Origin of the sequence: Streptomyces sp. NPDC058295 (genome assembly GCF_042880655.1) — a bacterium.
Taxonomy (GTDB): Bacteria; Actinomycetota; Actinomycetes; order Streptomycetales; family Streptomycetaceae; genus Streptomyces; species Streptomyces coriariae.
This window is the reverse complement of the sequence record NZ_JBHVYO010000017.1, coordinates 89,010-112,797: the sequence shown is the minus strand read 5'-3', so window position 1 is coordinate 112,797 and position 23,788 is coordinate 89,010. Positions and strand designations below refer to the sequence as shown.

Below are 23,788 nucleotides of genomic sequence, written 5' to 3'. Positions count from 1 at the left end.
CACGCAGTGCCACGCTGCTGCCGAAGTTCACCATTCCTTCACACCCGCATCATGCGGGGCATCCCCCTCACCCCCCACCTCCTTCCACCCGCCTGTCGTGCAGCGCTCCGGACCGGCCCCATCCCGTCGGTCCGCCCCACTTCGGCCTCCACCACGGGCCGACCGTCGCACAGAAGGAGAACCCGTTGCCCCGGCGACACCACCCCATCCTCCGGCGCAGACGCGCCACCGCCCTCGCGCTGACGACCATCGGGACCCTGCTCGCCCTGGGAGCCCCCGCCGGTACCGCCGGCGCGGCGCCCGCCGACCCCGGCCCCGCCAAGATCACCGCCACGCCCCGCGCCGGGGCGGCGGCGGCCACCCTGTCTCCGGCCCGCCGTGCCTCGCTGATCAAGAGCGCGCAGACCACGGCCGGCGCCACGGCCGAGCGGCTCGCCCTCGGCGCGCGGGAGAAGCTCGTCGTCAGGGACGTCGTCCAGGACGCCGACGGCGCCACGCACACCCGCTACGAGCGCACCTACGCCGGACTGCCCGTCCTCGGCGGTGACCTGGTCGTCCACCTCAGGAGCGGCCGGACCACCGTGTCAAAGGCGAGCGGAGCCACGCTCACGGTGCCGTCCCTCAGCCCGAAGCTCTCCGCGAGCAACGCCAACGGCAAGGCTCTCGCGGCCGCGAAGAGTGCCGACGTCACCGGCACCGCGACCGAGCGAGCGCCCCGTCTCGTCGTCTGGGCCGGCGCCGCCAAGCCCGTCCTGGCCTGGGAGACGGTCGTCGAAGGCGTCCAGCAGGACGGCACGCCCAGCGAACTCCAGGTGGTGACCGACGCGACCACGGGCAAGCAGATCCTCGCCGCCGAGAGGGTGCACACCGGCACCGGCACCGGCCAGTACGTCGGCACGGTCCCCGTCGGCAGCACGCTGTCGGGATCGACGTACCAGCTCACCGACGGCGACCGCGCCGGGCACAAGACGTACGACCTGAACCAGGGCACCTCGGGCACCGGCACCCTCTTCACGGACGACAACGATGTCTGGGGGACCGGCCTGCCGTCCGACCGCCAGACCGCCGGTGTCGACGTGGCCTTCGGCGCCGCCGCCACCTGGGACTACTACAAGGACGTGTACGGCCGCAACGGCATCCGCAACGACGGCGTCGCCGCCTACAGCCGGGCCCACTACGGCAGCAACTACGTCAACGCCTTCTGGCAGGACAGCTGCTTCTGCATGACCTACGGCGACGGCTCGGGCAACACCCACCCGCTGACCTCCCTCGACGTGGCCGCCCACGAGATGAGTCACGGCGTCACCGCCGCCACCGCCAACCTGACCTACTCCGGCGAGTCCGGCGGTCTCAACGAGGCGACCTCCGACATCTTCGCCGCGGCCGTCGAGTTCCACGCGAACCTCGCCGCCGACCCCGGCGACTACCTCGTCGGCGAGAAGATCGACATCAACGGCAACGGCACCCCGTTGCGTTACATGGACAAGCCCTCCAAGGACGGCTCCTCCCGCGACAGCTGGAGCTCCACCCTGGGCAGTGTCGACGTCCACTACTCCTCGGGCCCCGCGAACCACTTCTTCTACCTGCTCTCCGAGGGCAGCGGCGCCAAGACCGTCAACGGCGTCGCCTACGACAGCCCGACCTACGACGGTCAGGCCGTCACCGGCATCGGCATCGACAACGCAGCCGCCATCTGGTACCGGGCGCTGACGACGTACATGACCTCGTCCACCAACTACGCGGGCGCCCGCACCGCCACCCTCCAGGCGTCGGCCGACCTGTTCGGCGCGTACAGCCCCACCTACCTGGCCGTCGCCGACGCCTGGGCCGCCATCAACGTCGGCAGCCGCATAGCCCTCGGCGTCAACGTCGCCCCGATCGCCGACCAGACCAGCGGCGTCGGCCAGGCGGTCAGCCTCCAGGTGGACGCCTACACCACCAACTCCGGTGCGGGCCTGACCTATGAGGCCACCGGCCTCCCCGACGGCCTGACCCTCAGCGCGAGCGGCCTGATCTCCGGGACGCCCACCACGCTCGGCGCCAGCGACGTCGCCGTCACGGTCACCGACAGCACGGGCGCGTCCGTCACGGACACCTTCGCCTGGCGGATCGCGTACATCTACGCCACCGCCACCCGCGTCGACATCCCCGACAACGGCGCCGCCGTGGAGTCCCCGATCACCATCGCGGGCCGCGACGGCAACGCCTCGGCCACCACCTCGGTCTACGTCAACATCGTCCACACCTACCGCGGTGACCTGACCGTCGACCTCGTCGGCCCCGACGGCACCGTCTACTCGCTCCTCAACCGCACCGGCGGCTCCGCCGACAACGTCGACCAGACCTTCACCGTCGACGCCTCGGGCCAGCCTCTCACCGGCACCTGGAAGCTGCGGGTCCAGGACCGCGCGTCGATCGACGTGGGGTACATCCAGCGCTGGCAGCTCACGCCGTGAGCGGTCGGTCCACGCCCTGACCGGTCGGTCCGCTCCCTGAGCCGACTCTCCGACCGGACACCGCTCGACACCGCCGCCCGGGTATCCCCAGACCCGGGCGGCGGTGTCGTTCGTGCGGGTCCGGGGGCACGCCGGGCCGGCGCGACTGACCGAGGCCCTGGAGGAGCGCTGCAAGACGCCGTCCGCGACGGTCAGGCGGTGCGGCAGAGCACCGCCCGGTCGATGGGTGCCGCGGCGCGGACCTCGGGCGCGTGCAGGGGGTGGACGGTGTGGACGGCGGCCGCGGCCCGCGAGCGGTTGCGTGCGAAGACGACGAGGCGCAGCACCGCGAACCGTGCGACACCGGCGAGTGCGGAGGCGGACAAGTAGACGACCTGCCCGAGCGCCGCGCCGGGTGCCGCCACCAGCTGCTGCAGGGTGAGCATCGCCACGCAGGTCACGGCATACGCGGCTGCCGCGGACCCGGCCGACTGCGCGTGCTGGCGCCAGGACGCGCGCTCGCCCGCACCGAAGGTGAAGCGGGCGTGCAGCTCGGTGGCGAGGAGCGTGGAGCCCGCGGTGATCAGGGCGTTGGCCAGGATCCAGGGAATCCAGGAGGCCAGGGCGGCCACGGCGAAGCTGGAAGCGAGCCCTACCCCGCCGCCACAGAGGACGAAGCGGGCGAACGTGCCGAAGCCGCCGGGTGACGCCCGCCGTGGGCCCTGCGCTGTCTCCATGATCCGCCCCCTGGGATCGCCCCTTCGTGAAACACGAGCCTGTCGACCTGGAAGGCCTTCGACTCGCTGTTTCCTGTTATGGAAACGCTACGTTGCATTCACCTGACGGGCAACGAGTTAATTGCGTAAATCCCGCATCGTGCCAGCTGGTAACGGTAGAATCGTTGCAATGGCTTGAGTGTTAATGCAACAAACCACTCTCGTTCGTTGCAATGAATCGGAAGTGAACGCTATGCCGGGGACGTCCACCCGGTCCTGGATGTCCAGTCGGCTGTCGGGCCGACAGGGGCCGACCGCGTGACGGCTGTGCACCAAGCGGCTGAAGCTCGCGGTGGCACCGGCGGGTGCGGGGCGTGCACGGCAGGGGGAGGTCCCGCGCGGGCAGCGGGCCCCGCGAGGGGCCGAAGCAGATCTGAGCCGCTACGAAATCCGGTGGATCCTCCGCGGCGGGCGAGGCACAATCCCCGGGGAATCGGGGCAAGGGGGAGCTTGTTTGGACGTGTTCGTGTGTGCCGATTGCGGCACGGAGCTGACCGCACCGGTGTCCCGGGTCGCCCTCCCCGTCCACACCCACCACGGGGGGTGGGAGGAACTCCATCCTCCGCTGATGCAGCCCGCCACGTACGCCGTCGATCCCCGGCCCACCGGACCGCCCTGGCGGTTGTGGGAAGAGGTCACAGAGGACGCGGCCGCCCGGCAGGGCGTGTACGCGCCCGTGTACTCCGTCTCGTTCGGCGCGCGGAACAGGATCGTCATCGCCCCCGGCGACTCCCGGTCCATGGCCCTGATTCCCGAGAAGTGCGAGGGCTACTGCCGGGGTGTGGACGGCCGGACCGGCCCCAACCTGGCGTGCGAGGGATGCGGCCGAGCCGTCGCGACCCGCATGGACGACTGCGGACTGTGGCAGACGGTGTGGCTGGAACCCGACGCGGTAGTACGGTGCCCCTCGGGGCTCCCGGCCGCTTCGCCCCCGGACTGGGACGACCTGGAGCGCGCCGGGCACCGCGTCCCACCCGTCGACCCCGACGGGTTGTGGAGTCGCCGCTGGACGGCGGCAATCGGAGTCGCGCTGGCCCATCTCGTAGCGGTCACCGAGAACCGCCCCGTGACCCTCCCCGCCGGCCCCGTGGCCGAGCTGCTCGGCCACGCCGTCGGCCGGTACCTCCCGGCCGGGCCCGATGCCCGTTCCGTGGAGCTGGCCGGCCCGGGGATCCCCACGCCCCGACCCCGTCCCGACGTCCTGCTCGTCCCTCGCCACCCCCTCACCGGCGCGCCCTGGCGCCCGCCCGGCGACGACGGTGCCGTGGTGCCGTTGGACAGCGGGGTGTGGGCGTACCTGGCTCACCGGGGCGAGACCTCGCCGATGCCCGCGACCGGGGGGCTCCCGGAGGGCGTACTGCGCGACGACTACCCCCTGCCGCCGCACCCCTGGTGCCCGCTGACCCCCCACCACAACGCCTTCGAGTACACCCTGGTCGGGCTGCCCGCGATACGTGCTCCCCGGTTGCGCACCTATCGCGATGCGTACCGCTAGAGCGTTGCGCAGCCCTGTGCGGGCCGGAAGCCGCCGTGGTGGTCCTGGACCGTCCGGCGAGGGGAGGGGCGGCAGCGCGAAGGCGGCGGCGCCGAGCACGCGGGGGCGGTCACCAGGGCCCCTGGCCGCGCCGCTCCAGACCTCGTCCGAGCCTCGCGTCGGCCCGGCCGGCCCGCGTGGTGCGTTACGGCGTGCTCGTGAAGGAGCGGCGGTAGGAGCGGGGCGGCACTCCCCGGCGGCGCACGAACTGTTCGCGCAGGACGGCCGCGCTGCCGTATCCGACGCGACGGGCGATCTCCTCGACCGGCAGGTCCGTGGTCTCCAGGAGCTCCTCGGCGCCGCTCAGCCGCAGGCTCCGCAGCCAGGCGTGGGGGGTGGTGCCGGTCGCGGCGGTGAAGCGGCGGGCGAAGGAGCGTTTGCTCATCACTGCACGCCGGGCCAGCTCCGCGACGGGAAGCGGTTGGTGGAGGTTCTCGCGGGCCCACGCGAGCACCTCGGCGAGACGCTCGTCGCGGCAGTCCTCGGGGACGGGGGCGGCCAGGTACTGCGCCTGCCCGCCGTCGCGGTGGGAGGGCAACACCACGTCCCGGGCAACGGCGTTGGCCATCGCGGCTCCGTACTCCCGCCTCAGCAGGTGCAGGCAGAGATCGAAGCCCGCGGCGGCTCCCGCGCCGGTGATGATGCGTCCTTCGTCGATGTAGAGGGCGTCGGGTTCGACCGTGACGTCCGGGTGGCGGCGGGCGAGCAGTTCGGCGAACCGCCAGTGGGTGGTGGCCCGTCGGCCGTCGAGCAGTCCGGCGGCGGCGAGCGCGAAAGCGCCGACGCAGTGGGCCGCGACCAGTGAGCCGCGCTCGTGCGCGGCCGACAGCGCGTCCAGCACGGTGGATGCGGGCGGTGTGCGGAAGCCGGCCCAGGGCAGGGCGATCACCAGATCGGCGGCGGCGAGCTTGTCCAGGCCGTGCGTGATGGTCAGCGGCACGCCGACATCGGTGGGGACCGGTCCGGGGCGGTCCGTGCACAGGGCGAAGTCGAAGCCCGGCAGCGCCTCCCCGTGCGGACCGAAGACCTCGGTGACGATGCCGACGGCGAGCATGCCGACTCCGGGCGGGGTGTACGCGGCGACGGTCCTGAAACGAGGCACCCGGTCAGTGTGGCACTAATCCTGCGATCACCGGCAACTGTGCCACTCGTGAACGGCCGTCCCGCCCGGAAGGATTGAGGCCATGACAGACGCACCGCTCGGCCGCAGCGCCGTGTACACGATCCTGACCACCGGATACGTCGGCTCCACCGGCCCCGGAGTCGCAGCCACCGTCTCCTACATCTCCGACGCCGACCGGCATGTGATCTTCGACCCGGGCATGGTGGCGAGCCGCGACCGAATCCTCGCCCCGCTGAAGGAGTTGGGGCTCGGCCCCGACGACATCACCGACGTGGTCCTCAGCCATCACCACCCGGACAACACGATGAACGTGGGTCTGTTCGGGCGGGCCCGGGTGCACGACCACAAGGTGGAGTACCTCGGCGATCAGTGGAGGAACAGGGACGCCGAGGGCTACGAACTCACCCCGTCGCTACGGCTGATCCGCACCCCGGGCCACAGCGCCGAGGACATCACGCTGCTGGCGGGCACGGACTCGGGCGTGGTCGCCTTCGCCGGTGACCTGTGGTGGCACGCGGAGGGCCCGGCGGACGACCCGGTAGCCCCCGACCGTGACGTGTTGCGTGCCTCCCGGCTCCGGGTGCTGACCGCCGCGGACCTGATCGTGCCTGGTCACGGCGGCCCGTTCAGGGCCGACGACACCACGCCGCGTTAGCCGCTCTGTCCGGTGCGGGCCGCGCAACCACCTGGAGGCCGTGGCTGAGAGCCGTCGGTATGTGCGGGGTTGCCCTGGCGGAGCCGGGTGGTTCCGCCAGGGCGGGCCGGACGGTTACGGCCTTCCGCGTGTCCGGCACCACGCCGCCACGGCGCCCTCCGGCCGTCCCGGCATGGTGCGGCCTGACGGTCGGCGGTCGTTCCGGCCGGCAGTCGCAGGGCGGGGACCGGCGGTTCGCCGGGCGCGGTGGGCGGGTGGGTGGAGCGGGTCACCGGGTGTAGGTGGTCCGGTGTTCCTTGAGGGAGGCGCAGTTGGAGCCGATCACCTGCACGTAGGTGTTGGAGATGCCGCCGCCCCAGTCGACGCAGTGGCCCTTGCCGATGACGTAGGAGGGACCTGCGTACGAGGTGTAGGGCCCGTAGTCGTCGTCGCCCTCGTTGGTGTCGGGGACGTAGATCCAGGCGGACATGTCCACGGCGGTGCCGGGGTTGTTGCGGATGGTGACGACGCAGTTGTTGCCGTTGGTGGCGTTGTAGGCGAGGTAGACGGTGCCCAGCGAGCCGACGGCCGCGGAGTTCACGGTCTTGTAGCCGCTTCCGCAGACTTTCTGCGGGGTGGTGTTGGGTGCGGCCGAGGCGGGTGCCGCCAGGGCGGTGGTGGCCCCCACCGACAGAGCGGCCAGCGCGGCGGCGCCCAGTATGGAATGAGTGAAGCGCATATTTCCCCCTTGAGTGCTTAGGAGTTGGTTGCTCCTGTCTTATGTGACGGGTGGAGCCGTCGGATGGTTGTACCGGAGTTACCGGTGTTTTCAGACATAACTGGCGTCGCGGTTGGCCGAGTTGGGACGCAACCGTAGGCGCGTGAGCGGTGCGCGCAGGTCCGGGCTTGCATGGGCTCACGACGTCCTGGCGACGCGGTGCGCATGCGACGGCGTCAACGCACCTCGCGAGGCCGGGGCTTGGGCTGTCGGACAGGCACGGCGGGGGCGCGCCGGGGCCCTCAGCGCAGCCGACGTGCCCGCAGTACCACGTCGTCGGTATGGTGCGCGCCGGCGCCGCCGTCAGGCGCCACCCGTGGCCGCTGCTCGTTCACCTCCACGACCCAGTCGTGGTCGAGCAGAGCGGCGACCATCGAAGGCCAGACGTAGTCGGCCGGGTCGAAGCCGCTGTCGTGCGCCTGCTGGGCGTCCATCCCCGCGTGGTGCACGAGCAGCAGCACGCCGCCGGGCGCGACGGCGCCGAGCAGCGCTCGCTCTGCTGCCGCGTCGGGGGTGCGCAGCAGGGCTGGATACTGTGCGGAGACGAGGTCGAAGGAGGCCGGCGGGAGCGGCGCCTCCGCCAGAGCGGCGTGCACCCAGCGAACGGTGAGGCCGGCGTCCCGTGCGTGCCCGGCGGCCCGCTCCAGCGCCACGCCCGAGACCTCGAGCGCGGTCACGTCCCAGCCGGCGCGCGCGAGCCAGACGGCGTCCGCGCCCTCCCCGCAGCCGACGTCGAGCACCCGCCCGGGCGTGAGCCCGGCGACCTCGGCCACGAGCGCAGCGTTGGGCCGGCCGCTCCACAGCTGCTGCCGGTCGGCGTATCGGTTGTCCCACTCCGCCCGCACCGCGGGGTCTCCGACGTATCCGTCGGCAGGCGAGGGGGCGTCGGTCGCGGGCGGACCCGCTGAGGTGTTGTCGGTCACGGGCCCACCGTCGCCCATCGTCTCCCGGTCACGCCACTGCTGTTGCCGGTCCGGCAAAACGGCGTCCGCGGCGCGGGCAGCAGCCGGGCGCAGTCGCGGCGACGCCGACGTCGGGCGGGGGCGGCATCCAGGCCGCCCGTCCCGGCCTTCAGCGGCGGGTGGGTTGCAGACGCTCGACGCGGTCGAGGTCGCCGGCGAGCAGGTCGCGGTGGCTGATGGCGAAGTCTCCGTTGGGCAGCGTCTGCCCGCGGCCGTAGTGCCGGCCCACGACAGTGGCGGGCAGGAAGCCGCGCAGGCTGTGGCGCATGTCCCCGGGGTACACGACGGGTGCGCCCCAGTCGGAGGGGGCTTGGTCGGTGGAGAACAGGACCCAGTGGTCGACCGGCACGGTGGCGTCGAGGTCCGGCGCGACTCCGGTGTGGCTGTCCAGGGCCGGTACGGTCAGTCGGTCGGGGTCGAGGGGCGAGTACCACAGCAGCAGGGGCTTGGCCCGTTGCGCGTCGGCGTTGTCGAAGCAGCACACGGCGATGGTGTGGTCGGGGAAGTGGTCGGCGTAGAAGCGCAGGAGGTCCGGGTCGAGGTCGGGGCGCCGGTGCGGCGCCACCTGCCCCAGCGCGGCTGGGACCGCGGTGGGGTCGGCGGCCAGGAGCACCGTGTAGACGTCGTGGTCGAAAACCTGGACGGGCGGGGGTTCCGCGCTCATCCACGCGATGTCATCGGCTGCCGCGACTGCGGATCCGGCGGCAGCGACCATGCGGTGCAGTACGTCGTCGGCGCGTCCGGCTGACAGGAAGTGCCGGGGGGTGAGCTGGCGGGTGGGCAGGTGCAGCAGCATGGCGTTCGGGCCGTCCGTCAGGTTGACGGCGGTGTTCTGATAGCCCAGGACGTGGATGAGGCCGTGCACGGGGTGGTGCTGCCGCCCGCAATACACGATGGTCCCGGAGAATGCTGCCTCACCTGTCGAAATGCACATGCCGACACGGTACTTGCCCCTATCGGGCACCTGCGCAGCTACGTACTTCGCGCACTCCGTCGGTCCAGGCGGTCACAGTGTTCACCCACCTGGCCCCGACATCGCCTGCCCCGGCATCGCTGGTCCTGCCTGAGGTCACACCCATGTCGTCGCCAACCAGATGGCTACGGCCGCTGTGAGAATGAGCGTGAGGTTGAGGGCGATCTGTCGGTCTCCGAGGCTCAGGTGAACCCTGGTCGCCGCGATCTGAAGGATCACGAACCCGATGGCCGCGGCCAGAGCCAACCAGGGCGCGATCCCGGTCAGTGGTGGCAGTATCAGCCCGATAGCGCCGAGCACCTCGATGAGCCCGATGGCCCTGACGGCCGGCATCGGCGTGCTGTCCACCCAGGCCATCATCGGCCGGAGCTGCTCACGGCTCCGGACCATCTTCACCCCGCCCCCGTAGAGATAGAACAGAGCGAGCAGACCGGCAACGATCCAATAGGCGACGTTCACGATGTCCTTTCCTCGGCCGTCACTGATGCGGTACGGGCAGCCGGACCCGCGTTGCCCTCCAGGCGATCAGGCGATCAGGCGAAGTCGGTGGCGGGCTCGGTGGCGTAGCGGCTCATCGTCTGGATGCTCGCCCGTGGGGTCAGCGCCCGGCCGCCGGCCGTCATGTCCTGCAGGTCCCGGAAGTACTGCACGTACAGGTCCGGCGTGAACGTGCTGAGCATGACGGCCGGCTGGTCGGTCACATTGGCGAACGTGTGCGGGGCTCCGGGCGGGACCATCACGAGCGTGCCCGCGGTCGCGTCGTGGTCGTTCTCCCCGACGGTGAACCGCACGGTGCCGGAGATGATGTAGAAGCCCTCGTCGTGCTGGGCATGACGATGCTGCGGCGGCCCGGGCGTACGCGGCGCGAGGACGGACTCGGCGATCCCCAGGCGGTGCCCCGTGTTGCCGCCGTCCTCGAGGACGCGCATGCGCGTGGTGCCCAGGAGGATCGTCTCCCCGCCGCCCGGACCGACCACCGACACGGTGGGGCAGGCCATCGGCTCACGGGTCTTCGGTTCGTCGGTCATACGTCGATTTCACGGCCGGGGCGCCGCGACTGTCCAAGACTCATTTCGTGGCCTCGATACCGTACGGGTATCGTCGCACCATGGAGCTACGCACGCTGCGCTACTTCGTGGCGGTCGCCGAGGAGCTCCACTTCGGCCGGGCCGCCGCCCGCCTGCACATGAGTCAGCCCCCGCTGAGCCGGGCGATCAAGCAGCTGGAGACCGAGGTCGGCGCCACGCTGTTCGACCGGTCCTCCTCCGGTGTCAGGCTCACTCCGGTGGGAGCGGTGCTGCTCGACGAGGCCCGCGCCCTGCTCGACCAGGCCGAACGGGTACGCGCACGTGTGGCCGCGGCGGCCGGCGCCGCGACCATCACCGTCGGCATCCTGGGTGACAGCACCGACCCGCGCGCAACCCGGCTCGCCCGCGCCTACCACCGACGGCACCCGCGCCTCGAGGTCCGCGTCCGCGAGACCGACCTGACCGATCCCACCTGTGGGCTGCACGCCGGACTGGTCGACGTCGCCCTGACCCGCACGCCGTTCGACGAGACCGGCCTGGCCGTGCACGAACTGCGCGCCGACCCGGTGGGCGCGCTGCTGCGCGCCGACGACCCGCTGGCCCGGCGCGACAGCCTGAAGCTGGCCGACCTGGCCGACCGCCGCTGGTTCGTCTTCCCGGAGGGCACCGACCCCCTCTGGCAGTCGTACTGGAACGGCGGGGAGCCTCGCGAGGGCCCGGTGGTGCGTGCCGTCCAGGAATGCCGACAGACCGTTCTCTGGAACGGCACGGTCGGCATGACTCTCCTGGACCACGAGCCGGCAGCGGGGCTCGCCGTGGTGCCGCTGATCGACATGCCGCCGAGCCGGGTGGTGGTGGCCTGGAACCAGGGCGACACCAATCCACTGATCCGCTCGTTCCTCCAGACCGCGATCACCGCTTACGGCAACTGAGCGTCCCAAGTCGTGGAGGGCGGTGGCTTGGTGGTGTCTGCGCCAGTGGGGACAGGTCGGCGCGTGGAGTCGTCTGTCCTGTCGGGTCCTGGGTGGGAATCCGCCATGCCGCATGTGTTGTTGACAGCCCCGTCCCATAACCTCGTGCGTGGGGGCCGTCCGATGCCATGGATTTCCACTGTGAGGAGGCGATGGTGCCCGGTAGGGGAATGCGTCTGCTCACAGGCGCCTTGATCGTGGCGTGCGTGGCGCTCGTAGGCCACAGCGCACGGAGTGGTGCTCCCTCCGCCGGGTCACGGCCCGTCGAAGCCGTCAGGGATGTCGTACCGAACCGGGTCATGACGTGGAACATCTGCAACCCCTGTGAGCAAAGCGACGTCGACCGGGCGGCGGAGATCGCCAGGTACGCACCCCAGGTCATCGGCCTGCAAGAGGCGTGCGTGCGGGACGTCGAGAGGATCCGGGACTCTCTGGAGAGACTCCACGGGCTGGTCTACCACGTCGAGTACGGGACGGTTCTGCAGAATTGGGGCCGCTGCGGGGGAGTGCCGTGGAGCCCGGGGGCCTACGGCCAGGCGGTTCTCTCGGCGGCACCGATGACAGACGTCGTCAACGTGGAATATCCCGACGGCGGATCCGAAGACCGTGGGTATATGGCGGTCACCACCACGGTGGGCGGTCAGCGTTTGCGGATCTTCAACACACACCTTGCCGAACGCCGACAAGAGGCGGTCCGAGCAGACCAGATCGGCGTACTCGCCGCTGACGTCGCCCGGCACAAGCGCGCGATCGTCCTCGGCGACTTCAACGCCGTGCCGGACGCCTCCGAACTCACCGGGATCTGGGAACTGGCCGCGGACGCGGACCCCCAGTGCCGTCCCACGCGCACCGGCGACTGCAGGACGACCACCGACTGGCAGAGCAAGTTCGACTACATTTTCCTGCGAGGCATCGTCCCGCTCAAGCACGGTGTGCATCCGACCTCGTACTCGGACCACGACCTGGTGCACGCCGACCTGGACACAACCTGAGCGGGCATTGCGCCCGGCTCGACCGATGTCCCCGAGGGCCACCGATCGGCTTCGCCCGGCCCGCGCCTTCGTGGTGCTCAGCGCCATCACCGCCTGGTTCCGGGCCGACTTGTCAATGATTCCTGCGGCGCTGAGTGATCTGCTGAGTCGGTGACCCACGTCGCCGCCGCACACCGAGGATGTGGCCCTCGGCCGCTCCCGGACCCTGATGGAGTTCCTCTTCGACTCCGCGCGCAGCGCCTGCGAGCTGGTGCCGGCCGGCTCAACTCGTCGGCATCCGGCCGGGTAACCACCGCAACGAGGCGACGTGCCTTGCGAGAAGCTCCACGAAGGCCGGGAGCAACCGAGTCGCCGCAGCGCTGAATCAGGGGGCTGCCAAATACATGGCTGGATCAATCGCCCACCCCTCGGAGGCAGGACGACCACCGCAGCCCCCCCGGGGCGCATCGCCCACAAAAGCGTGGGACAGACGCCTGGAATTCGGGCAGACCAGGGATCGGAGTGGGCCGAGCGAGTACCACGCCACTGGCTTGGCGGAGGCCTCGGCGAGGGCACCGCCTTGGGGCGGAGCGCGAGCGCACGGCGACCTGAAATGTTCCATGACAGGCTTCCAACGCGTCTATTAGGGTCTCGCCATGATCAGTGAGGCTGCGCTCCGCGGATACATCTTGGAAGAAGTCCTCGCCTGGATGCTGCGCTCCAGCGGGTACGAGGTGCTCACTGGCCAGGACGATCAGGAGCAGCCACCCTGGAAGGTGCTGGAGGAACGCAACCACGGCCTGGTTGTCCGAGGCCGCGGAGCCTGGCACCAGGCCGACACCTTGGGGCAGTTCCGCTACGTGCCGCCGTTCTCGCTGCCGGTTCGCCTGTTCGTGGAAGCGAAGTTCACCCAGACCAAGGTGCGGCTTTCCACGGTCCGTAACGGACATGGTGTCGTGCACGACGTGAACGAAAACGTGATGACCACCGTGACGACGAACTCGGGTCCGCGCCGGCCAAGGACCCGGTACCGCTACAGCTACGCGATCTTCTCCACCTCCGGATTCACCCAGGACGCCCAGGAGTTCGCGCTCGCCCATCAGATATCGCTGGTTGACCTGTCTATGCCGGACTTCAGAAAGCTCCGCGACTTGGTGCGGGCGGCAGCCAAAGCCGTACACGCTGCGATGGATGCGATGCCGGCAGCTGATCTCCCCACCATCCACGCCATCCGCAACTACCTGCGTCGGCCGCTGCTGAACCTGTGGGAGGAGCCGGTAGCCACCGATCCTTCAGTGACCGGCCCCCTCGACGTGCTGGCCGACAGTCTGCGCAGCCGGTCCACCCTCGGAATGGTCCTGGCGTTCCCCGCCGCACCCTTTGTTCTCGGGCTTGCCTCCGACGACCTGTACGGCTTCGTGAACTACGCCCTCCGGCAACCCACCCACTCCGTCCGCCTGCGCCGGCTTCGGCAGGCGGCACCGCACCCCGTGTGGCAGATCCGGCCACTGGAGGACCCGGCCGCTTACGCGCTGACGTTCGGCCTGCCAGAACAAGTCGAGGCATGGATCCTCGACCAGGAAGCCGGCAATCCCTCCCGCACGCGGTGGGTGAAGGAGAGCATGCTGTCCGCCATGACTCTGTACTGGATGGACGGCGAACACGCTCATACCTTCCAACTCCGGTACGCGGCGACCGAACTTCTCGAGAGAGTCGAATGACAGCGCGCTGACGGTGTTGAGGAGCAGACTGCGGCAACTGCCCGGGAAGCAATCATGGGTTCAGGAACCGCTTCTCCGACACGAGGTCGAGCAGTAAAGGATTCGAGCGACGATCCCGAGGCCCCCGGCACGCGACTGCCGATCACCTGCCGGGGCATCACCTCCCACGAGCCATGCCCGAGCGGCGCCGGAGCAGGCTCAGGGGCGTCCCGCGGCATCGTGGCTGCGTGCGTCACGGTGGGTGGATTCCGTTCCGTGGTGCCAGGATTCTCGCGGGGGCCCGGGGCGGGTACGGCCGATGAGACCGAGCAGGAAACCCGCGGGGATGGTGATCAGCCCCGGGGTCTGGAGCGGGAACCAGTGGAAGTCGCGGTCGGGGAAGAGGGCGATAGGTGTCCCCGACACGGCGGGGGACCCCGACAGGAGCAGCGCGATCAGTGGCAAGGTCCCGTAGACGGTCCAGCGCGCCCCGGTGGCCGTGTAGCCGGGCAGGAAGAGCGCGTACAGCAGGACCGGAGCGAGCACCGAGGCTGCGACGGTGAACGACAGTGAGATCAGTGTCAGTCTGCCGCGGTCCTGGACGATCACGGCCAGCACGACGGCGGCGGCTCCGACCAGGACGATGCCGATCCGCGCCCGGCGGATCTCGCCGCCGGGCGAGCGGCGCGCGGTTGCATGGACGGGCCGGCCGCCGAAGTCGCGGACGAGACTGGAGGCGGCCGCCAGCGTGATACCGGCGACGGCCGCGAGCGTGGTCACGAATACGGCGCAGGCGACGGTGGCGAACACCATGCTGTTCCGCACTCCCCCGGCGACCGGGTCGAGCGCGCCCGTCAGCATCAGCAGCGCGGTCGCTCCCCCGGGGTCGGCGGCCCGCAGCAGGTCCCGGCCGATCAGCGCGCAGGCGCCGAGTCCGGCCACCACCACGGCGGCGCACACCAGCGTGACGGGTCCCACGGCCCAGCCGACGGCACGGCGAGCGGTACGGGCGTCGCGCAGCGGGTGCAGCCGCATGGTGAGGTGCGGCAGACAGGCGGCGCCGAGCAGGAGGGTGGTCTCGAAGCTGATCAGGTCGAGGCGCCCGGCGAGGGAGTGGCCGAAGTGCAGTCCGGGGTGCGCGTAGTCGGCTCCCGCCTCGGAGCGGTCCCGGGCGGCGTGGAAGAGGCCCGCCGGTGACCATCCGAACCGGGCCAGGACGAGCCCGGCCACAAGCAGCACCGCGGTCAGCACGACACCGACCTTGAGGACCTGTACGTAACCGATGCCGCGCATCCCGCCGAACGCGGCGTAACAGACCATCAGCGTCCCGGCGGCGACGGTGCAGCCGGTGAGCGCGCCGTCGGGGAGACCGAACATGGCCACCATGATGTGACCCGCGGTGGAGAGCTGCACCAGGAGCAGCGGCGTGAGGACGACGAGGGTGGCGACGCCGAGAGCGCGGCGTACGGAGAGGTCTCCGAGCCGCTCGGCGAAGAAGTCCCCCAGGGTGAACACGCCGCCACGGCGCAGGGGTTCGGCCAGGATCCGCATGACCAGGTAGAGCGAGACGACGGTGGCGCACGCGAAGAGCATGCCGTCGGCGCCGTCGAGGGCGACCGAGCCCGTGGTGCTGAGCAGGGTGGCCGCGGAGATGTAGTCGCCGGCGATGGCGAGTCCGCTGCCGACCGGGCCGAAGGCGGCGCTGCCACCCGCGTAGAAGTGTTCGGGATCGTCCAGATCGGCCGCCGCCAGCCCACACATCAGCAGGGACACCGCGACGAAGACGAGGAAGACCACGACGGCGAGCGAATGGCCGTCGCCGGTGCTCATGCTCGGCCCGCCGGTGCCGGTGCCGGTGCCGTTGCCGTGCGCGAAGTCGTCGAAGGGGACGGGGCTTTCGGCGCGTACGGATCGTTCGGCGCGTCCGGGCCGTTCCGTTCGTACGGGCCGTTCGGCGTGTGCGGTTCGTACGGGTCTGGCGGTGGAGGGGCTGCGGGAGACATGGCGGTCATGCCATCAGCCGGCCGGGGCCCCGTACAGCGGGCGGGGCACGCAGGAGGCGGTCGCACAGCGGGGCCGCGGCGGGGCTGTGCGAGGGCACAGGCTCGCCGCGACGGCCCTCGACGTGTCCGCACGCAGCCCGTTCACGGCCGGCTTCCGCACGTGGTCGGTGGATCGTTCATGGCCGCCGTCCCGGCTCGGTCAGAACAGCTGGTCCTGCTCCACGGGGCCGGACCGGCCCCCGGTGCGCCGGACCGGTTGCCGGGCGGCCGGCTCCTGGCCGAAGAGCGGGACCGTGCCGTACTCGTCGGGTTCGGCCGGCACAGGGGTGGGCCCCGTCCCCACGTTCAGACGCAGCGGGACGTCCCGGTCGAAGTCCGCCGGCGTCATCGCCGACCACTCGCAGTCCTGACGTTCACTCATCAATGCTCCTCCGTCCTTGCACCTTCTCCTACCCCTGCCCCTCGGCCGACACGCCCCGGTGATGATCAAGGACCCGTACGGTCGGACGTCGGGCCATGTCAGCCGTCCTGTCGACCCGCTCTCACCGGCAGCGCCGAGCCGACGCCGCACCGCCGCCTCCGGGACGAGGCGACGGTGGTCCGATCGGCTCGGCGCTGTGTAAGGTCCTGCCGTGCGCGGCGGTTGGCGAGGAGAGTGCGTGCGGCAGTCGGCAGTCGATCGGGTGTCAGCCGCCGGGTGTCAGCCGCCGATGTCCGACTCCTGGGCGGCCGTGACGACCGTCGCCGCGTCCTCCGGAAGAAGGTACCCGGCGGTCGTGGAGGCCTGCGCGGCAGCCCGCACCTTGCTCACGTACTCCTCGTGCGTCGGGTACAACCGGCTGAGCACCGGTTCCGCGCGGGGCGGGAAGGCCGGGTCGGACGGGTCGGCCGCGTCGTGCCGGTCCCACGGGTCGGTGTCGCCGTTCCACGGGTCCCGGGCGCCGTAGAGACCGCAGAAGACTCCGCTGCCGCCGGTGTCCCGGGCGCCGGTGAGCGTACGCGTGGGCACCGCCACGTCGGGGAGCCGGATGCCGCCGGCGGCCAGGCCGGTCGCGGGGTCGCGCAGGTCGGCGTTGAGTTGCGCGCCGCTCGCGGGTCGGGGGCCGCCCTGCGCCCAGCGGGCCAGGTGGTGCAGCGCCGCGTTCATCGCGTAGTGGCCGGGGCCGTCGTTGTACGGGGCCGATCCGGCGGCGCAGTCGGGCTGCGGTGCGGCCGTACCCGCGGACCTGGTCACCGTCGGCCGGCCGAGGTCGTAGGCCCACTGGTCGCCGTGGGCGGTGCCGGCCACCTCCCAGCGCACGAGGCGGTCGGTGTCGGGCTGCCGCGCCGCGGACGCTCCCGGCACATCGGTCTCCGTGAGTACGACGAAGGCCGGTACGGACAGGTCGGTACGGATCCGCGACGGGTACGGCATCAGCAGGATGTCACCCAGGTCGCCGCTGATGGGTGCGGCAAGGGCGCTGTTGCTGTGCACCAGGAAGCCGTCGTAGACGCCGGAGACGGGCTGGACGGCGTTGGCGTACGTCGTCATGAGACCGGCCGATTGCGACTCGCCGTCGGCGAGCAGCGTCCTGATCGTGAGGCCGCCGAGCGGATCGGGCCCGTCAGGGGTGCGCAGCGCCTGCCCCGCCTGGCTGAAGATGTCGTAGGCGAAGGCGTCACCGGGGTGGACCAGGCTGCCGTACCGGGCCGGATCCCAGCCCTTCAGCCCCTTGATCTCGCCGAGACCGCCGTTGATGCCGACCGCCTGAGCCGAGACACCGACCCAGGCGTATCCCTCGCGCAGCAGTTCGTCCCGCTCGAACCAGTAGTCCGGGGAGAGCTCGAGCTGCCCACTGACGTTGAGCCATTCCACGACGACGGTGCCGTTGAACTTCGCCGCGTCGACGGGCCGACGGACGAGAAGGCGGCTCTGGTAGGCGGCACGGCCGGACGCACGTACGTTCCAGCGGCCGTCGGAGCCCCACAGCCCCGACTTGGAGTACGAGGTGGCCGTGCCCGCGATGAAGGACTCGCTCTCGGTGTAGCCGAACGAGCCGAGGTCCTCCGCCGCCGCCAGGAAGGGGAAGCCGTGGCTGCCGGCCGGCGGGACGCTGACGGTGGGGTTCGCGGCCTCGGCCCGGGCAGAACCGGCCTGCGCGGGACCGGCCTGGGCGGGTGACGTGCCGAGGAGCGTGGTGACGAGCACCGCTCCCAGGGCGGTGGCGGTGGCCCACCGCCGGGGTAACCGAACGGACATGCGCACGGGTTGCCTCCGTGAATGTGTCGAATGGTCAGGTCGACGCACTCTCGTCCTCCCGCGCCGGGCGGCCAACGGCGAATTCACCGGTGTCGCGCAACGGCGGCCCCTGCCACCGCGTCGTGCGCGGCGCGGGTTCGGCCTTGTGCGGCAGATGCATGGCGGTAGCCCGGCGGCAGTCAGCCGGAGCGCGGCCAACTGTCGGCGGGCCGTGAGTCCCAAACACTCAATGTCCCATCCGGGTCGAGGGCGTTCGCGGTGATCGGCGGGTCACGTGTTCTCCGGATCGCGAAACGATCTTCGGATCGGGTGATCACCGGGTGGCGGCAATGTGACGACGAACGGACCGTTTCAGGCGCTCATATCGCCCATGAGGGCGGCGGCAGGCGGTCCAGCACCTCTCGGGGACGCAGTCGCGGCTCTCTTGGGCCGCTGGTGAGCTGCCGGGACACCGGCGGCCGGGGCCACGGTCCGCGTCTTCAGGCAAGCCCGAAGCATCCGCTGGGGGCAACCGTCGATCAGGGCTTCCTCGCTGGCCGGCGACCCCGGGCGCCGCGAGGTGGTCTGCTTCACCTCCGACCACAACGCGTCCTTCGCCGACCTCACCGAGGAGCAGGCATCTCGGACGTCGTCTGGCTCGGGTGGCCGACGTCCGGGTCCTTGAGGGCCCTGGGCTACCAGGTCCTCGGGCATGACGGCGTACGGCCGGGGGAGGGGAGGCCGCCAGGTGGCGCAGTGGTGTGACGAGATGGGTTTGGGGACGTTCGGGTGGTTCGTTGCCGGTCCTGCAACCGTCGACCGGGCAGGCCGCCTCCTGGACACCAAGCGAACGCCGAATGCTGGAGGTTGTATGCAGGAGTGGCAGTACTCGCCGACCGCCGTGACGGTGCCCGAGCTGATCCTGGACCCCTACCGCTGCGGTTTCGACGCGCATGCGACTCTGACCGGGGCGGACTCCGGAGAGCAGTGGGGGGACGAGGACTGGCGCGTGCCACCCCAGGCGCGGGCGGCCGAGGAGGAGGCACCGTGGCCCGCTCCCGACCCGAGCCGGCGGCTTCCGCCGGTGATGGCTCCGGCCGACCGGCGCCGCCTGGAGCTGCACGCGGCACTCATCCGAGCGGGAGTCGCGCCCGTGCCAGGAGACCTGCATGCCGTGGAAGCGTTGAGCGCCCTCGACGACACCGTCAACGAGGCCGTCCGGCGCTGGATCGCCGCCTACTGACCTCGGGGCCTTGCTGCGGTGCCGACGTGCGAGGTGCTGCCACCGGCCTGAGGCGCTCGCGGGCGACGTGGGCGCCGACCGCGACTCCTGGCAGCACCAGCGGCCCAGCAGTAGCCCCTGACTCGGGCGGGGTGAGGAATCCCATCGGGGACAGGACTCGACGACCGGCTCGCCCCTTTCATCGCCGGGTACGTCCTCGTGCTGGCCGTGCTCGGTCCCGTGGCCGCGGGGCACGCGCACCTCCTCGTACGCCTGGTGACCGGAGGCCGTACACCGACCGCTCCGACCCGTCCCAGGCCCACCGCCGCCGACGCCGAGCCGGGTCCGCCCGACGAACCGGCCGCCTCGGCGACCGCCCGGCGGGGCTGAGCGGCGACGGGGATCACGCGCGCCGGGGGGAGGGGACGAGCCCGCCCGCCAGCTGGGCCAACGGCGTTCCACATGCCCACAGTTGAAGACGAGGACCGTCGATCAGATACGTGTGGGGCTCGCGCGAGGCCCACACCTCGTCCCGGTGGGTGAACGTGCCCCGGTGCACGACGAGCCGCAGTGGGGGTCCGGCTCGCCCGCGCACCCGCAGCCGCGCCCGGCAGGAACAGGCCGACTCCTCGTCGGGCAGCGGCTCGGCCACGGGACGGAACGCCACGTCGAGCAGCCGTCCACGGCCATCGCGGGCGGCGAGATGGTGGGTGTCGTGCCGAGGCGGCGGCAGCACCCGCCAGCCGTCCCGACGGAGCATCCGGGCCACGGCGAGCACCAGCTCCGGCATGTCCAGCTCCGCCAGCTCCTGGGCGGTGTAGTACCCGCCCCGCCGCCGGGCCGGCCGTCTGGACAGACGGCGCAGGACGGCTGCGACCACCGCCAGCGGCGCCAGCAGCAGCGCGCAGGCCGGACCGCCGAACTCGCGGTAGACCAGCGCGAGCCCCCCGAGGGCGGCGCCCAGGACGACGACCGTGGCGGTGAGGGCGGGCAGCACCTCGCGCAACCGTGGTCCGTAGCGGCCCGACGCGCGCAGTTCGCGCACGGTCCGGCGACGCCGGGCCCGCGCCGAATCGCCGGTCCGCGCCTGCTCCCGCCTGCGTGCCATCAGGGCCGGCCCCCCACCCCCTACACAACGTTGCGTAGGGGGTGGATACCCGGCCGGGTCGGGGATCGCGCCCGGATGCCACTTTTGCGCCATGGCCTTGGCCGAAGAGTGCTCAACGGGCCGTTGTCAGTGGTGGGTGACAAGCTGCTGGTCATGGACGAGGTTGAGTTCTTGCGGGGCCGGGTCTACGGCTCCGACCACGACGACGCGGGACCCCGCCCGGACCGCACCTACGCGCAACTCGTGGGCGGCCCGCTGGACGGCCTGCTGCTGGACGTCACGGACCGGACCCGGCACGAGCTGCGCGAGGTGGCGCTGATCACGGAGATAGGCCGCTACGGGCCCGGCGGCCGCGCCCTGTACGGGCGACGCACCGGCGACGACCGCCGTTTCGACTGGCTGGGCGACGCGCCGGGCGCCCCCTGAACCAGCCCTGGTCCGGTAGCGGTGCTACTTCAGATACGGCCCGTCGGCGCCGATCTTCCCGGGCCCGTTCAGTACGTACACCCGAGCTCGGCCCGCAGTCGATCTGCTTGCCCTTCTGGAACTCGATCTCCGGGCCGTAGTACAGCTCGGTGCGCGCCTCATGGCCTCTCCCGGTACGGGCAGCGAATGGAGGGAGTCGCCACGAAAGAGCAACCGGCAGCTTCCTGAAAGGACTTGCGCGCGGAAGTTACAGGGGCATGACACCTCGGTAAAGGGATCGCGCGGTGCGGGCGAAGGGGCGGGTCACCTGCGCCAGGGCGAACGGAACGATGGCCTCCATTCCGGGATGGTGATCAAATGTGCGAATGTCCACAGGATTCACGCCCGCCTCCCGGGTGACGACCGCCGCGCCGACGGTCCGTCATGGCTGGCACAAGCTGCTTATCGGCCTCGTTCTGCTGGGGCGGGTCGCGCGCGTCCCGGCCGCCATGGACGCCACGACGGGGGCGACCCCTTCGGGCTGGTGGCACGTGGTGTGGGAGGTGCTCGCCCTGGTGCTGGCCGCCTTCGCGGTCAGTGAGTGGGAGATCCTCCGGGCGGCGTCCTGGCGCATGTCCGTCACGCAGTGGATCTGCATGGTCGTCTTCCATGTCGGCCTGCTCGGGTTCCTGACCTCTCAGGTGCTCCAACTGTTCTAGCTCCCGGCCCGCGTGACGGTGGGTCAGTGGCGGTGGGGCCGTTTGTTCGATCGCACGAACATGGCTTCGATGGGTTACTTCTGTCGCCGAGCCTTGATAGGAAACTTTCCTGTCAGTCGCAGTGCAGCGTCACCCCACCCCCCACTCCTCACCTGGAGCCACTGTGGTGCACATATCCCGGCCGGTCGACGGCCCCACCCCCACCTCCCGCCGACTCTTCCTCGCCCTCACCGGCGCCCTGGCCGCCGCGCCGCTCCTCGACGCCCGCCGGGCGACCGCGGCCACCGCGGCGAAGAGCCTCGACGACCCGGCGAAGAAGGAGATCGCCATGAAGCTGGTGTCGAGCGCGGAGAACTCCTCGCTCGACTGGAAGGCCCAGTACCGGTACATCGAGGACATCGGCGACGGCCGGGGCTACACAGCCGGCATCATCGGGTTCTGCTCCGGGACCCACGACATGCTCGACCTCGTCCAGCTCTACAGCGACCGCAAGCCCGGCAACGTCCTCGCCAAGTACCTGCCCGCTCTGCGCGAGGTCGACGGCACCGACTCCCACGCCGGTCTCGACCCGAACTACCCGAAGGACTGGCGCAAGGCCGCCCAGGACACGGCCTTCCAGCAGGCCCAGAACGACGAGCGCGACCGCGTCTACTTCAACCCCGCCGTCCGGCAGGGCAGGACGGACGGCCTGCGGGTCCTCGGCCAGTTCGCCTACTACGACGCCATCGTCATGCACGGCGACGGAACCGACCCCACGAGCTTCCGCAACATCCGCAAGCGGGCGCTGGCGAAGGCGAAGCCGCCGACCCAGGGCGGCGACGAGACGACGTATCTGAACGCCTTCCTCGACGCCCGCGTCTGGGCCATGAAGCAGGAGGAGGCGCACAGCGACACCAGCCGGGTCGACACCGCCCAGCGCGTCTTCCTGAGCAACGGCAACCTCGACCTCGACCCGCCCCTGGACTGGAAGGTGTACGGCGACAGCTATCACATCGGCTGACCGCCACCGCGTGATCCCGGCTGGACGCGGCGTGCCAGTCTGCGGCCCCACGCCTGACCCGGTACCTCGACGTACCGGTAGGTCAGTGCGCACAGCGGCAGCAGCACGGCGAAGAACGCCGCCTCCAGCGCGGGCACGTCCTGCCGCCACCGGCCGACCGTGCCGTCGGTCACCGCCAGCAGCACCGGATGCACCAGGTAGACCGAATAGCTGATCGTTCCCAGTGCGGTCAGCGAGCGCGGTACGCGACGGCGGCGCGCGGCCAGTCCGGCGCCGAAGGTGAGCGCGGCCATCAGGAACGCGAGGATCCAGCCGCGCCGGGTGAAGTGGGCGCCGTCGCCCTGCCCGTACGCACTCCCCACGGCGCAGGCGAGCACCACGGCGGCCGTGCCGGCCACGCACCACCGGCCGCCCCCGCCCTTCTCGGCCCGGTGGACCGCGGTGCCCAGGAACATCACGGCGAGAATCACCAGCCCCTCCCACATCGCGACCGTGCCGTTGAAGGCGACCAGGACGAGCGCCGACACCCCGCCCAGCACCCCTCCGGCCACACGCAGCACGGGTGTCCCGGCGCTCGCACAGCAGCCGGCGAGCACCAGGACGACCGTGGCGAGCGCGACCAGCGGGCCGGTGCCGACCGCGCCGGAGAGCGCGGAGGCCGGCAGCCGGCCCCCCACCGCCGCGCTCACGGCGGCGAGCGCGGCCAGGGCGCAGGTGATCGCCGCCGACCGACGGTGCAGACGGACCGTGAAGAGCGCGACGACCAGCAGATAGAAGGCCATCTCGTAGGAGAGGGTCCACAGGACGAGAAGGGCACTCGGCGTCCCCAGCAGTTCCTGGAGCAGCGTGAGATGGGCGACGGCGACCGTGGTGAGGCTCTGCCGGCCCGGACCGGCGCGCAACTCGGCGACGCCCAGCAGGTCGAGCATGAGCACCGCGGTGACGGCGGCCGCCCACAGCGGGTACATGCGGAACACCCGTCCGATCCAGAACGACCGGACGCACCCCCGGCGCTCCAGTGACGCGGGGACGATGTACCCGCTGACCAGGAAGAACAGCATGACGCCGTACCGCCCGATGTTGAACTGCGGCATCAGCTCCTGCCGGAACTCGGGCAGGAACGCGTACGACGAATGGTCGAAGACCACGGCGAGAGCCGCGACGGCACGCAACGCGTCGAGCCACCCCAACCGCGTCACCGAGCGCGGGTTGAGTGACTGTTCGATTA

At 71.2% G+C, this 23,788-nt stretch carries 23 protein-coding genes; 11 read left to right on the top strand and 12 right to left on the bottom strand.

Annotated elements, in window-relative coordinates:
- Nucleotides 1-185 precede the first annotated feature (185 nt).
- Nucleotides 186-2,456, top strand: a complete 2,271-nt coding sequence (locus tag ACFVYS_RS20115; RefSeq protein WP_389503744.1) for a M4 family metallopeptidase — start codon at nucleotides 186-188, stop codon at nucleotides 2,454-2,456.
- Nucleotides 2,457-2,647: 191 nt separating this feature from the next.
- On the opposite strand, the gene ACFVYS_RS20110 is transcribed toward ACFVYS_RS20115, so the two are convergent.
- The gene (locus ACFVYS_RS20110; protein WP_389503742.1) at nucleotides 2,648-3,172 is read right to left on the bottom strand and encodes a hypothetical protein; all 525 of its coding nucleotides are present in this window, start codon (nucleotides 3,170-3,172) and stop codon (nucleotides 2,648-2,650) included.
- A 493-nt stretch (nucleotides 3,173-3,665) separates the two neighbouring features.
- Between ACFVYS_RS20110 and ACFVYS_RS20105 the strand changes: the two genes are divergently transcribed.
- Entirely contained in the window at nucleotides 3,666-4,706 is a 1,041-nt protein-coding gene (locus ACFVYS_RS20105; protein ID WP_389503741.1) for a hypothetical protein, read from the top strand.
- 184 nt (nucleotides 4,707-4,890) lie between these two features.
- Here ACFVYS_RS20105 and ACFVYS_RS20100 read toward each other — a convergent pair whose 3' ends face one another.
- Nucleotides 4,891-5,799, bottom strand: coding sequence for a GlxA family transcriptional regulator (locus tag ACFVYS_RS20100; protein ID WP_389503851.1), 909 nt, complete (start codon nucleotides 5,797-5,799; stop codon nucleotides 4,891-4,893).
- Nucleotides 5,800-5,929: 130 nt separating this feature from the next.
- On the opposite strand from ACFVYS_RS20100, the gene ACFVYS_RS20095 reads away from it, so the two are divergent.
- Nucleotides 5,930-6,523, top strand: a complete 594-nt coding sequence (locus ACFVYS_RS20095) for an MBL fold metallo-hydrolase (protein ID WP_389503739.1) — start codon at nucleotides 5,930-5,932, stop codon at nucleotides 6,521-6,523.
- Nucleotides 6,524-6,791: 268 nt separating this feature from the next.
- On the opposite strand, the gene ACFVYS_RS20090 is transcribed toward ACFVYS_RS20095, so the two are convergent.
- From ACFVYS_RS20090 to ACFVYS_RS20070, 5 genes are all read right to left on the bottom strand, one after another.
- Nucleotides 6,792-7,241 carry a spore-associated protein gene (locus ACFVYS_RS20090; RefSeq protein ID WP_389503737.1) on the bottom strand — a complete coding sequence of 150 codons (450 nt, stop codon included), beginning with the start codon at nucleotides 7,239-7,241 and terminating at the stop codon, nucleotides 6,792-6,794.
- A gap of 281 nt (nucleotides 7,242-7,522) precedes the next feature.
- A complete protein-coding gene (locus tag ACFVYS_RS20085; protein WP_389503735.1) occupies nucleotides 7,523-8,203 on the bottom strand; it encodes a class I SAM-dependent methyltransferase in 681 nt (226 codons plus the stop codon).
- Nucleotides 8,204-8,351: 148 nt separating this feature from the next.
- Nucleotides 8,352-9,176: a hypothetical protein gene (locus ACFVYS_RS20080; RefSeq protein ID WP_389503733.1), complete on the bottom strand. Its 825-nt coding sequence runs from the start codon at nucleotides 9,174-9,176 to the stop codon at nucleotides 8,352-8,354.
- A 135-nt stretch (nucleotides 9,177-9,311) separates the two neighbouring features.
- Complete coding sequence (locus ACFVYS_RS20075) at nucleotides 9,312-9,674, bottom strand: DoxX family protein (protein ID WP_389503731.1); 363 nt, start codon at nucleotides 9,672-9,674, stop codon at nucleotides 9,312-9,314.
- Nucleotides 9,675-9,748: 74 nt separating this feature from the next.
- Nucleotides 9,749-10,243 (bottom strand): cupin domain-containing protein, encoded by a 495-nt coding sequence (locus tag ACFVYS_RS20070; protein ID WP_389503727.1) that lies wholly within the window; start codon nucleotides 10,241-10,243, stop codon nucleotides 9,749-9,751.
- Nucleotides 10,244-10,323: 80 nt separating this feature from the next.
- Here ACFVYS_RS20070 and ACFVYS_RS20065 point away from each other — a divergent pair, with 80 nt between their 5' ends.
- From ACFVYS_RS20065 to ACFVYS_RS20055, 3 genes are all read left to right on the top strand, one after another.
- Entirely contained in the window at nucleotides 10,324-11,175 is an 852-nt protein-coding gene (locus tag ACFVYS_RS20065; protein WP_389503725.1) for a LysR substrate-binding domain-containing protein, read from the top strand.
- 191 nt (nucleotides 11,176-11,366) lie between these two features.
- A complete protein-coding gene (locus ACFVYS_RS20060) occupies nucleotides 11,367-12,206 on the top strand; it encodes an endonuclease/exonuclease/phosphatase family protein (protein WP_389503724.1) in 840 nt (279 codons plus the stop codon).
- 635 nt (nucleotides 12,207-12,841) lie between these two features.
- Complete coding sequence (locus ACFVYS_RS20055) at nucleotides 12,842-13,906, top strand: hypothetical protein (RefSeq protein WP_389503722.1); 1,065 nt, start codon at nucleotides 12,842-12,844, stop codon at nucleotides 13,904-13,906.
- Nucleotides 13,907-14,104: 198 nt separating this feature from the next.
- Here ACFVYS_RS20055 and ACFVYS_RS20050 read toward each other — a convergent pair whose 3' ends face one another.
- The 3 genes from ACFVYS_RS20050 to ACFVYS_RS20040 form a co-directional block, all read right to left on the bottom strand.
- On the bottom strand, nucleotides 14,105-15,715 hold the full coding sequence (locus ACFVYS_RS20050; RefSeq protein WP_389503720.1) for a cation acetate symporter: 1,611 nt from the start codon (nucleotides 15,713-15,715) through the stop codon (nucleotides 14,105-14,107).
- Between the two features lie 372 nt (nucleotides 15,716-16,087).
- A complete protein-coding gene (locus ACFVYS_RS20045) occupies nucleotides 16,088-16,309 on the bottom strand; it encodes a hypothetical protein (RefSeq protein WP_389503718.1) in 222 nt (73 codons plus the stop codon).
- 279 nt (nucleotides 16,310-16,588) lie between these two features.
- Nucleotides 16,589-18,127, bottom strand: coding sequence for an alpha/beta hydrolase domain-containing protein (locus ACFVYS_RS20040; RefSeq protein WP_389503716.1), 1,539 nt, complete (start codon nucleotides 18,125-18,127; stop codon nucleotides 16,589-16,591).
- Nucleotides 18,128-18,977: 850 nt separating this feature from the next.
- Between ACFVYS_RS20040 and ACFVYS_RS20035 the strand changes: the two genes are divergently transcribed.
- Nucleotides 18,978-19,349 carry a hypothetical protein gene (locus tag ACFVYS_RS20035; protein ID WP_389503714.1) on the top strand — a complete coding sequence of 124 codons (372 nt, stop codon included), beginning with the start codon at nucleotides 18,978-18,980 and terminating at the stop codon, nucleotides 19,347-19,349.
- 198 nt (nucleotides 19,350-19,547) lie between these two features.
- On the top strand, nucleotides 19,548-19,718 hold the full coding sequence (locus ACFVYS_RS20030) for a hypothetical protein (protein ID WP_389503712.1): 171 nt from the start codon (nucleotides 19,548-19,550) through the stop codon (nucleotides 19,716-19,718).
- A 13-nt stretch (nucleotides 19,719-19,731) separates the two neighbouring features.
- On the opposite strand, the gene ACFVYS_RS20025 is transcribed toward ACFVYS_RS20030, so the two are convergent.
- Complete coding sequence (locus tag ACFVYS_RS20025) at nucleotides 19,732-20,436, bottom strand: hypothetical protein (RefSeq protein WP_389503710.1); 705 nt, start codon at nucleotides 20,434-20,436, stop codon at nucleotides 19,732-19,734.
- Nucleotides 20,437-20,589: 153 nt separating this feature from the next.
- On the opposite strand from ACFVYS_RS20025, the gene ACFVYS_RS20020 reads away from it, so the two are divergent.
- The 3 genes from ACFVYS_RS20020 to ACFVYS_RS20010 all read left to right on the top strand — a co-directional run bounded on the left by ACFVYS_RS20020 (nucleotide 20,590) and on the right by ACFVYS_RS20010 (nucleotide 22,560).
- Complete coding sequence (locus ACFVYS_RS20020) at nucleotides 20,590-20,862, top strand: hypothetical protein (RefSeq protein ID WP_389503709.1); 273 nt, start codon at nucleotides 20,590-20,592, stop codon at nucleotides 20,860-20,862.
- 365 nt (nucleotides 20,863-21,227) lie between these two features.
- A complete protein-coding gene (locus tag ACFVYS_RS20015) occupies nucleotides 21,228-21,560 on the top strand; it encodes a hypothetical protein (protein WP_389503707.1) in 333 nt (110 codons plus the stop codon).
- A gap of 163 nt (nucleotides 21,561-21,723) precedes the next feature.
- The gene (locus ACFVYS_RS20010; RefSeq protein WP_389503706.1) at nucleotides 21,724-22,560 is read left to right on the top strand and encodes a chitosanase; all 837 of its coding nucleotides are present in this window, start codon (nucleotides 21,724-21,726) and stop codon (nucleotides 22,558-22,560) included.
- Here ACFVYS_RS20010 and ACFVYS_RS20005 read toward each other — a convergent pair.
- Nucleotides 22,548-23,750, bottom strand: a complete 1,203-nt coding sequence (locus ACFVYS_RS20005) for an acyltransferase family protein (RefSeq protein ID WP_389503849.1) — start codon at nucleotides 23,748-23,750, stop codon at nucleotides 22,548-22,550. The genes ACFVYS_RS20010 and ACFVYS_RS20005 overlap by 13 nt on opposite strands.
- Between the last annotated feature and the right edge of the window lie 38 nt (nucleotides 23,751-23,788).

What these genes read in the sequence shown, in the direction of transcription:
- ACFVYS_RS20015 (WP_389503707.1), top strand. Translation starts at nt 21,228, where the DNA reads ATGTCCACAGGATTCACGCCCGCCTCCCGGGTGACGACCGCCGCGCCG.
- ACFVYS_RS20025 (WP_389503710.1), bottom strand. Translation starts at nt 20,436, where the DNA reads ATGGCACGCAGGCGGGAGCAGGCGCGGACCGGCGATTCGGCGCGGGCC.
- ACFVYS_RS20045 (WP_389503718.1), bottom strand. Translation starts at nt 16,309, where the DNA reads ATGAGTGAACGTCAGGACTGCGAGTGGTCGGCGATGACGCCGGCGGAC.
- ACFVYS_RS20080 (WP_389503733.1), bottom strand. Translation starts at nt 9,176, where the DNA reads ATGTGCATTTCGACAGGTGAGGCAGCATTCTCCGGGACCATCGTGTAT.
- ACFVYS_RS20055 (WP_389503722.1), top strand. Translation starts at nt 12,842, where the DNA reads ATGATCAGTGAGGCTGCGCTCCGCGGATACATCTTGGAAGAAGTCCTC.
- ACFVYS_RS20020 (WP_389503709.1), top strand. Translation starts at nt 20,590, where the DNA reads ATGGACGAGGTTGAGTTCTTGCGGGGCCGGGTCTACGGCTCCGACCAC.
- ACFVYS_RS20065 (WP_389503725.1), top strand. Translation starts at nt 10,324, where the DNA reads ATGGAGCTACGCACGCTGCGCTACTTCGTGGCGGTCGCCGAGGAGCTC.
- ACFVYS_RS20060 (WP_389503724.1), top strand. Translation starts at nt 11,367, where the DNA reads ATGGTGCCCGGTAGGGGAATGCGTCTGCTCACAGGCGCCTTGATCGTG.
- ACFVYS_RS20070 (WP_389503727.1), bottom strand. Translation starts at nt 10,243, where the DNA reads ATGACCGACGAACCGAAGACCCGTGAGCCGATGGCCTGCCCCACCGTG.
- ACFVYS_RS20095 (WP_389503739.1), top strand. Translation starts at nt 5,930, where the DNA reads ATGACAGACGCACCGCTCGGCCGCAGCGCCGTGTACACGATCCTGACC.
- ACFVYS_RS20090 (WP_389503737.1), bottom strand. Translation starts at nt 7,241, where the DNA reads ATGCGCTTCACTCATTCCATACTGGGCGCCGCCGCGCTGGCCGCTCTG.
- ACFVYS_RS20050 (WP_389503720.1), bottom strand. Translation starts at nt 15,715, where the DNA reads ATGAGCACCGGCGACGGCCATTCGCTCGCCGTCGTGGTCTTCCTCGTC.
- ACFVYS_RS20035 (WP_389503714.1), top strand. Translation starts at nt 18,978, where the DNA reads ATGCAGGAGTGGCAGTACTCGCCGACCGCCGTGACGGTGCCCGAGCTG.
- ACFVYS_RS20110 (WP_389503742.1), bottom strand. Translation starts at nt 3,172, where the DNA reads ATGGAGACAGCGCAGGGCCCACGGCGGGCGTCACCCGGCGGCTTCGGC.
- ACFVYS_RS20100 (WP_389503851.1), bottom strand. Translation starts at nt 5,799, where the DNA reads ATGCTCGCCGTCGGCATCGTCACCGAGGTCTTCGGTCCGCACGGGGAG.
- ACFVYS_RS20040 (WP_389503716.1), bottom strand. Translation starts at nt 18,127, where the DNA reads ATGTCCGTTCGGTTACCCCGGCGGTGGGCCACCGCCACCGCCCTGGGA.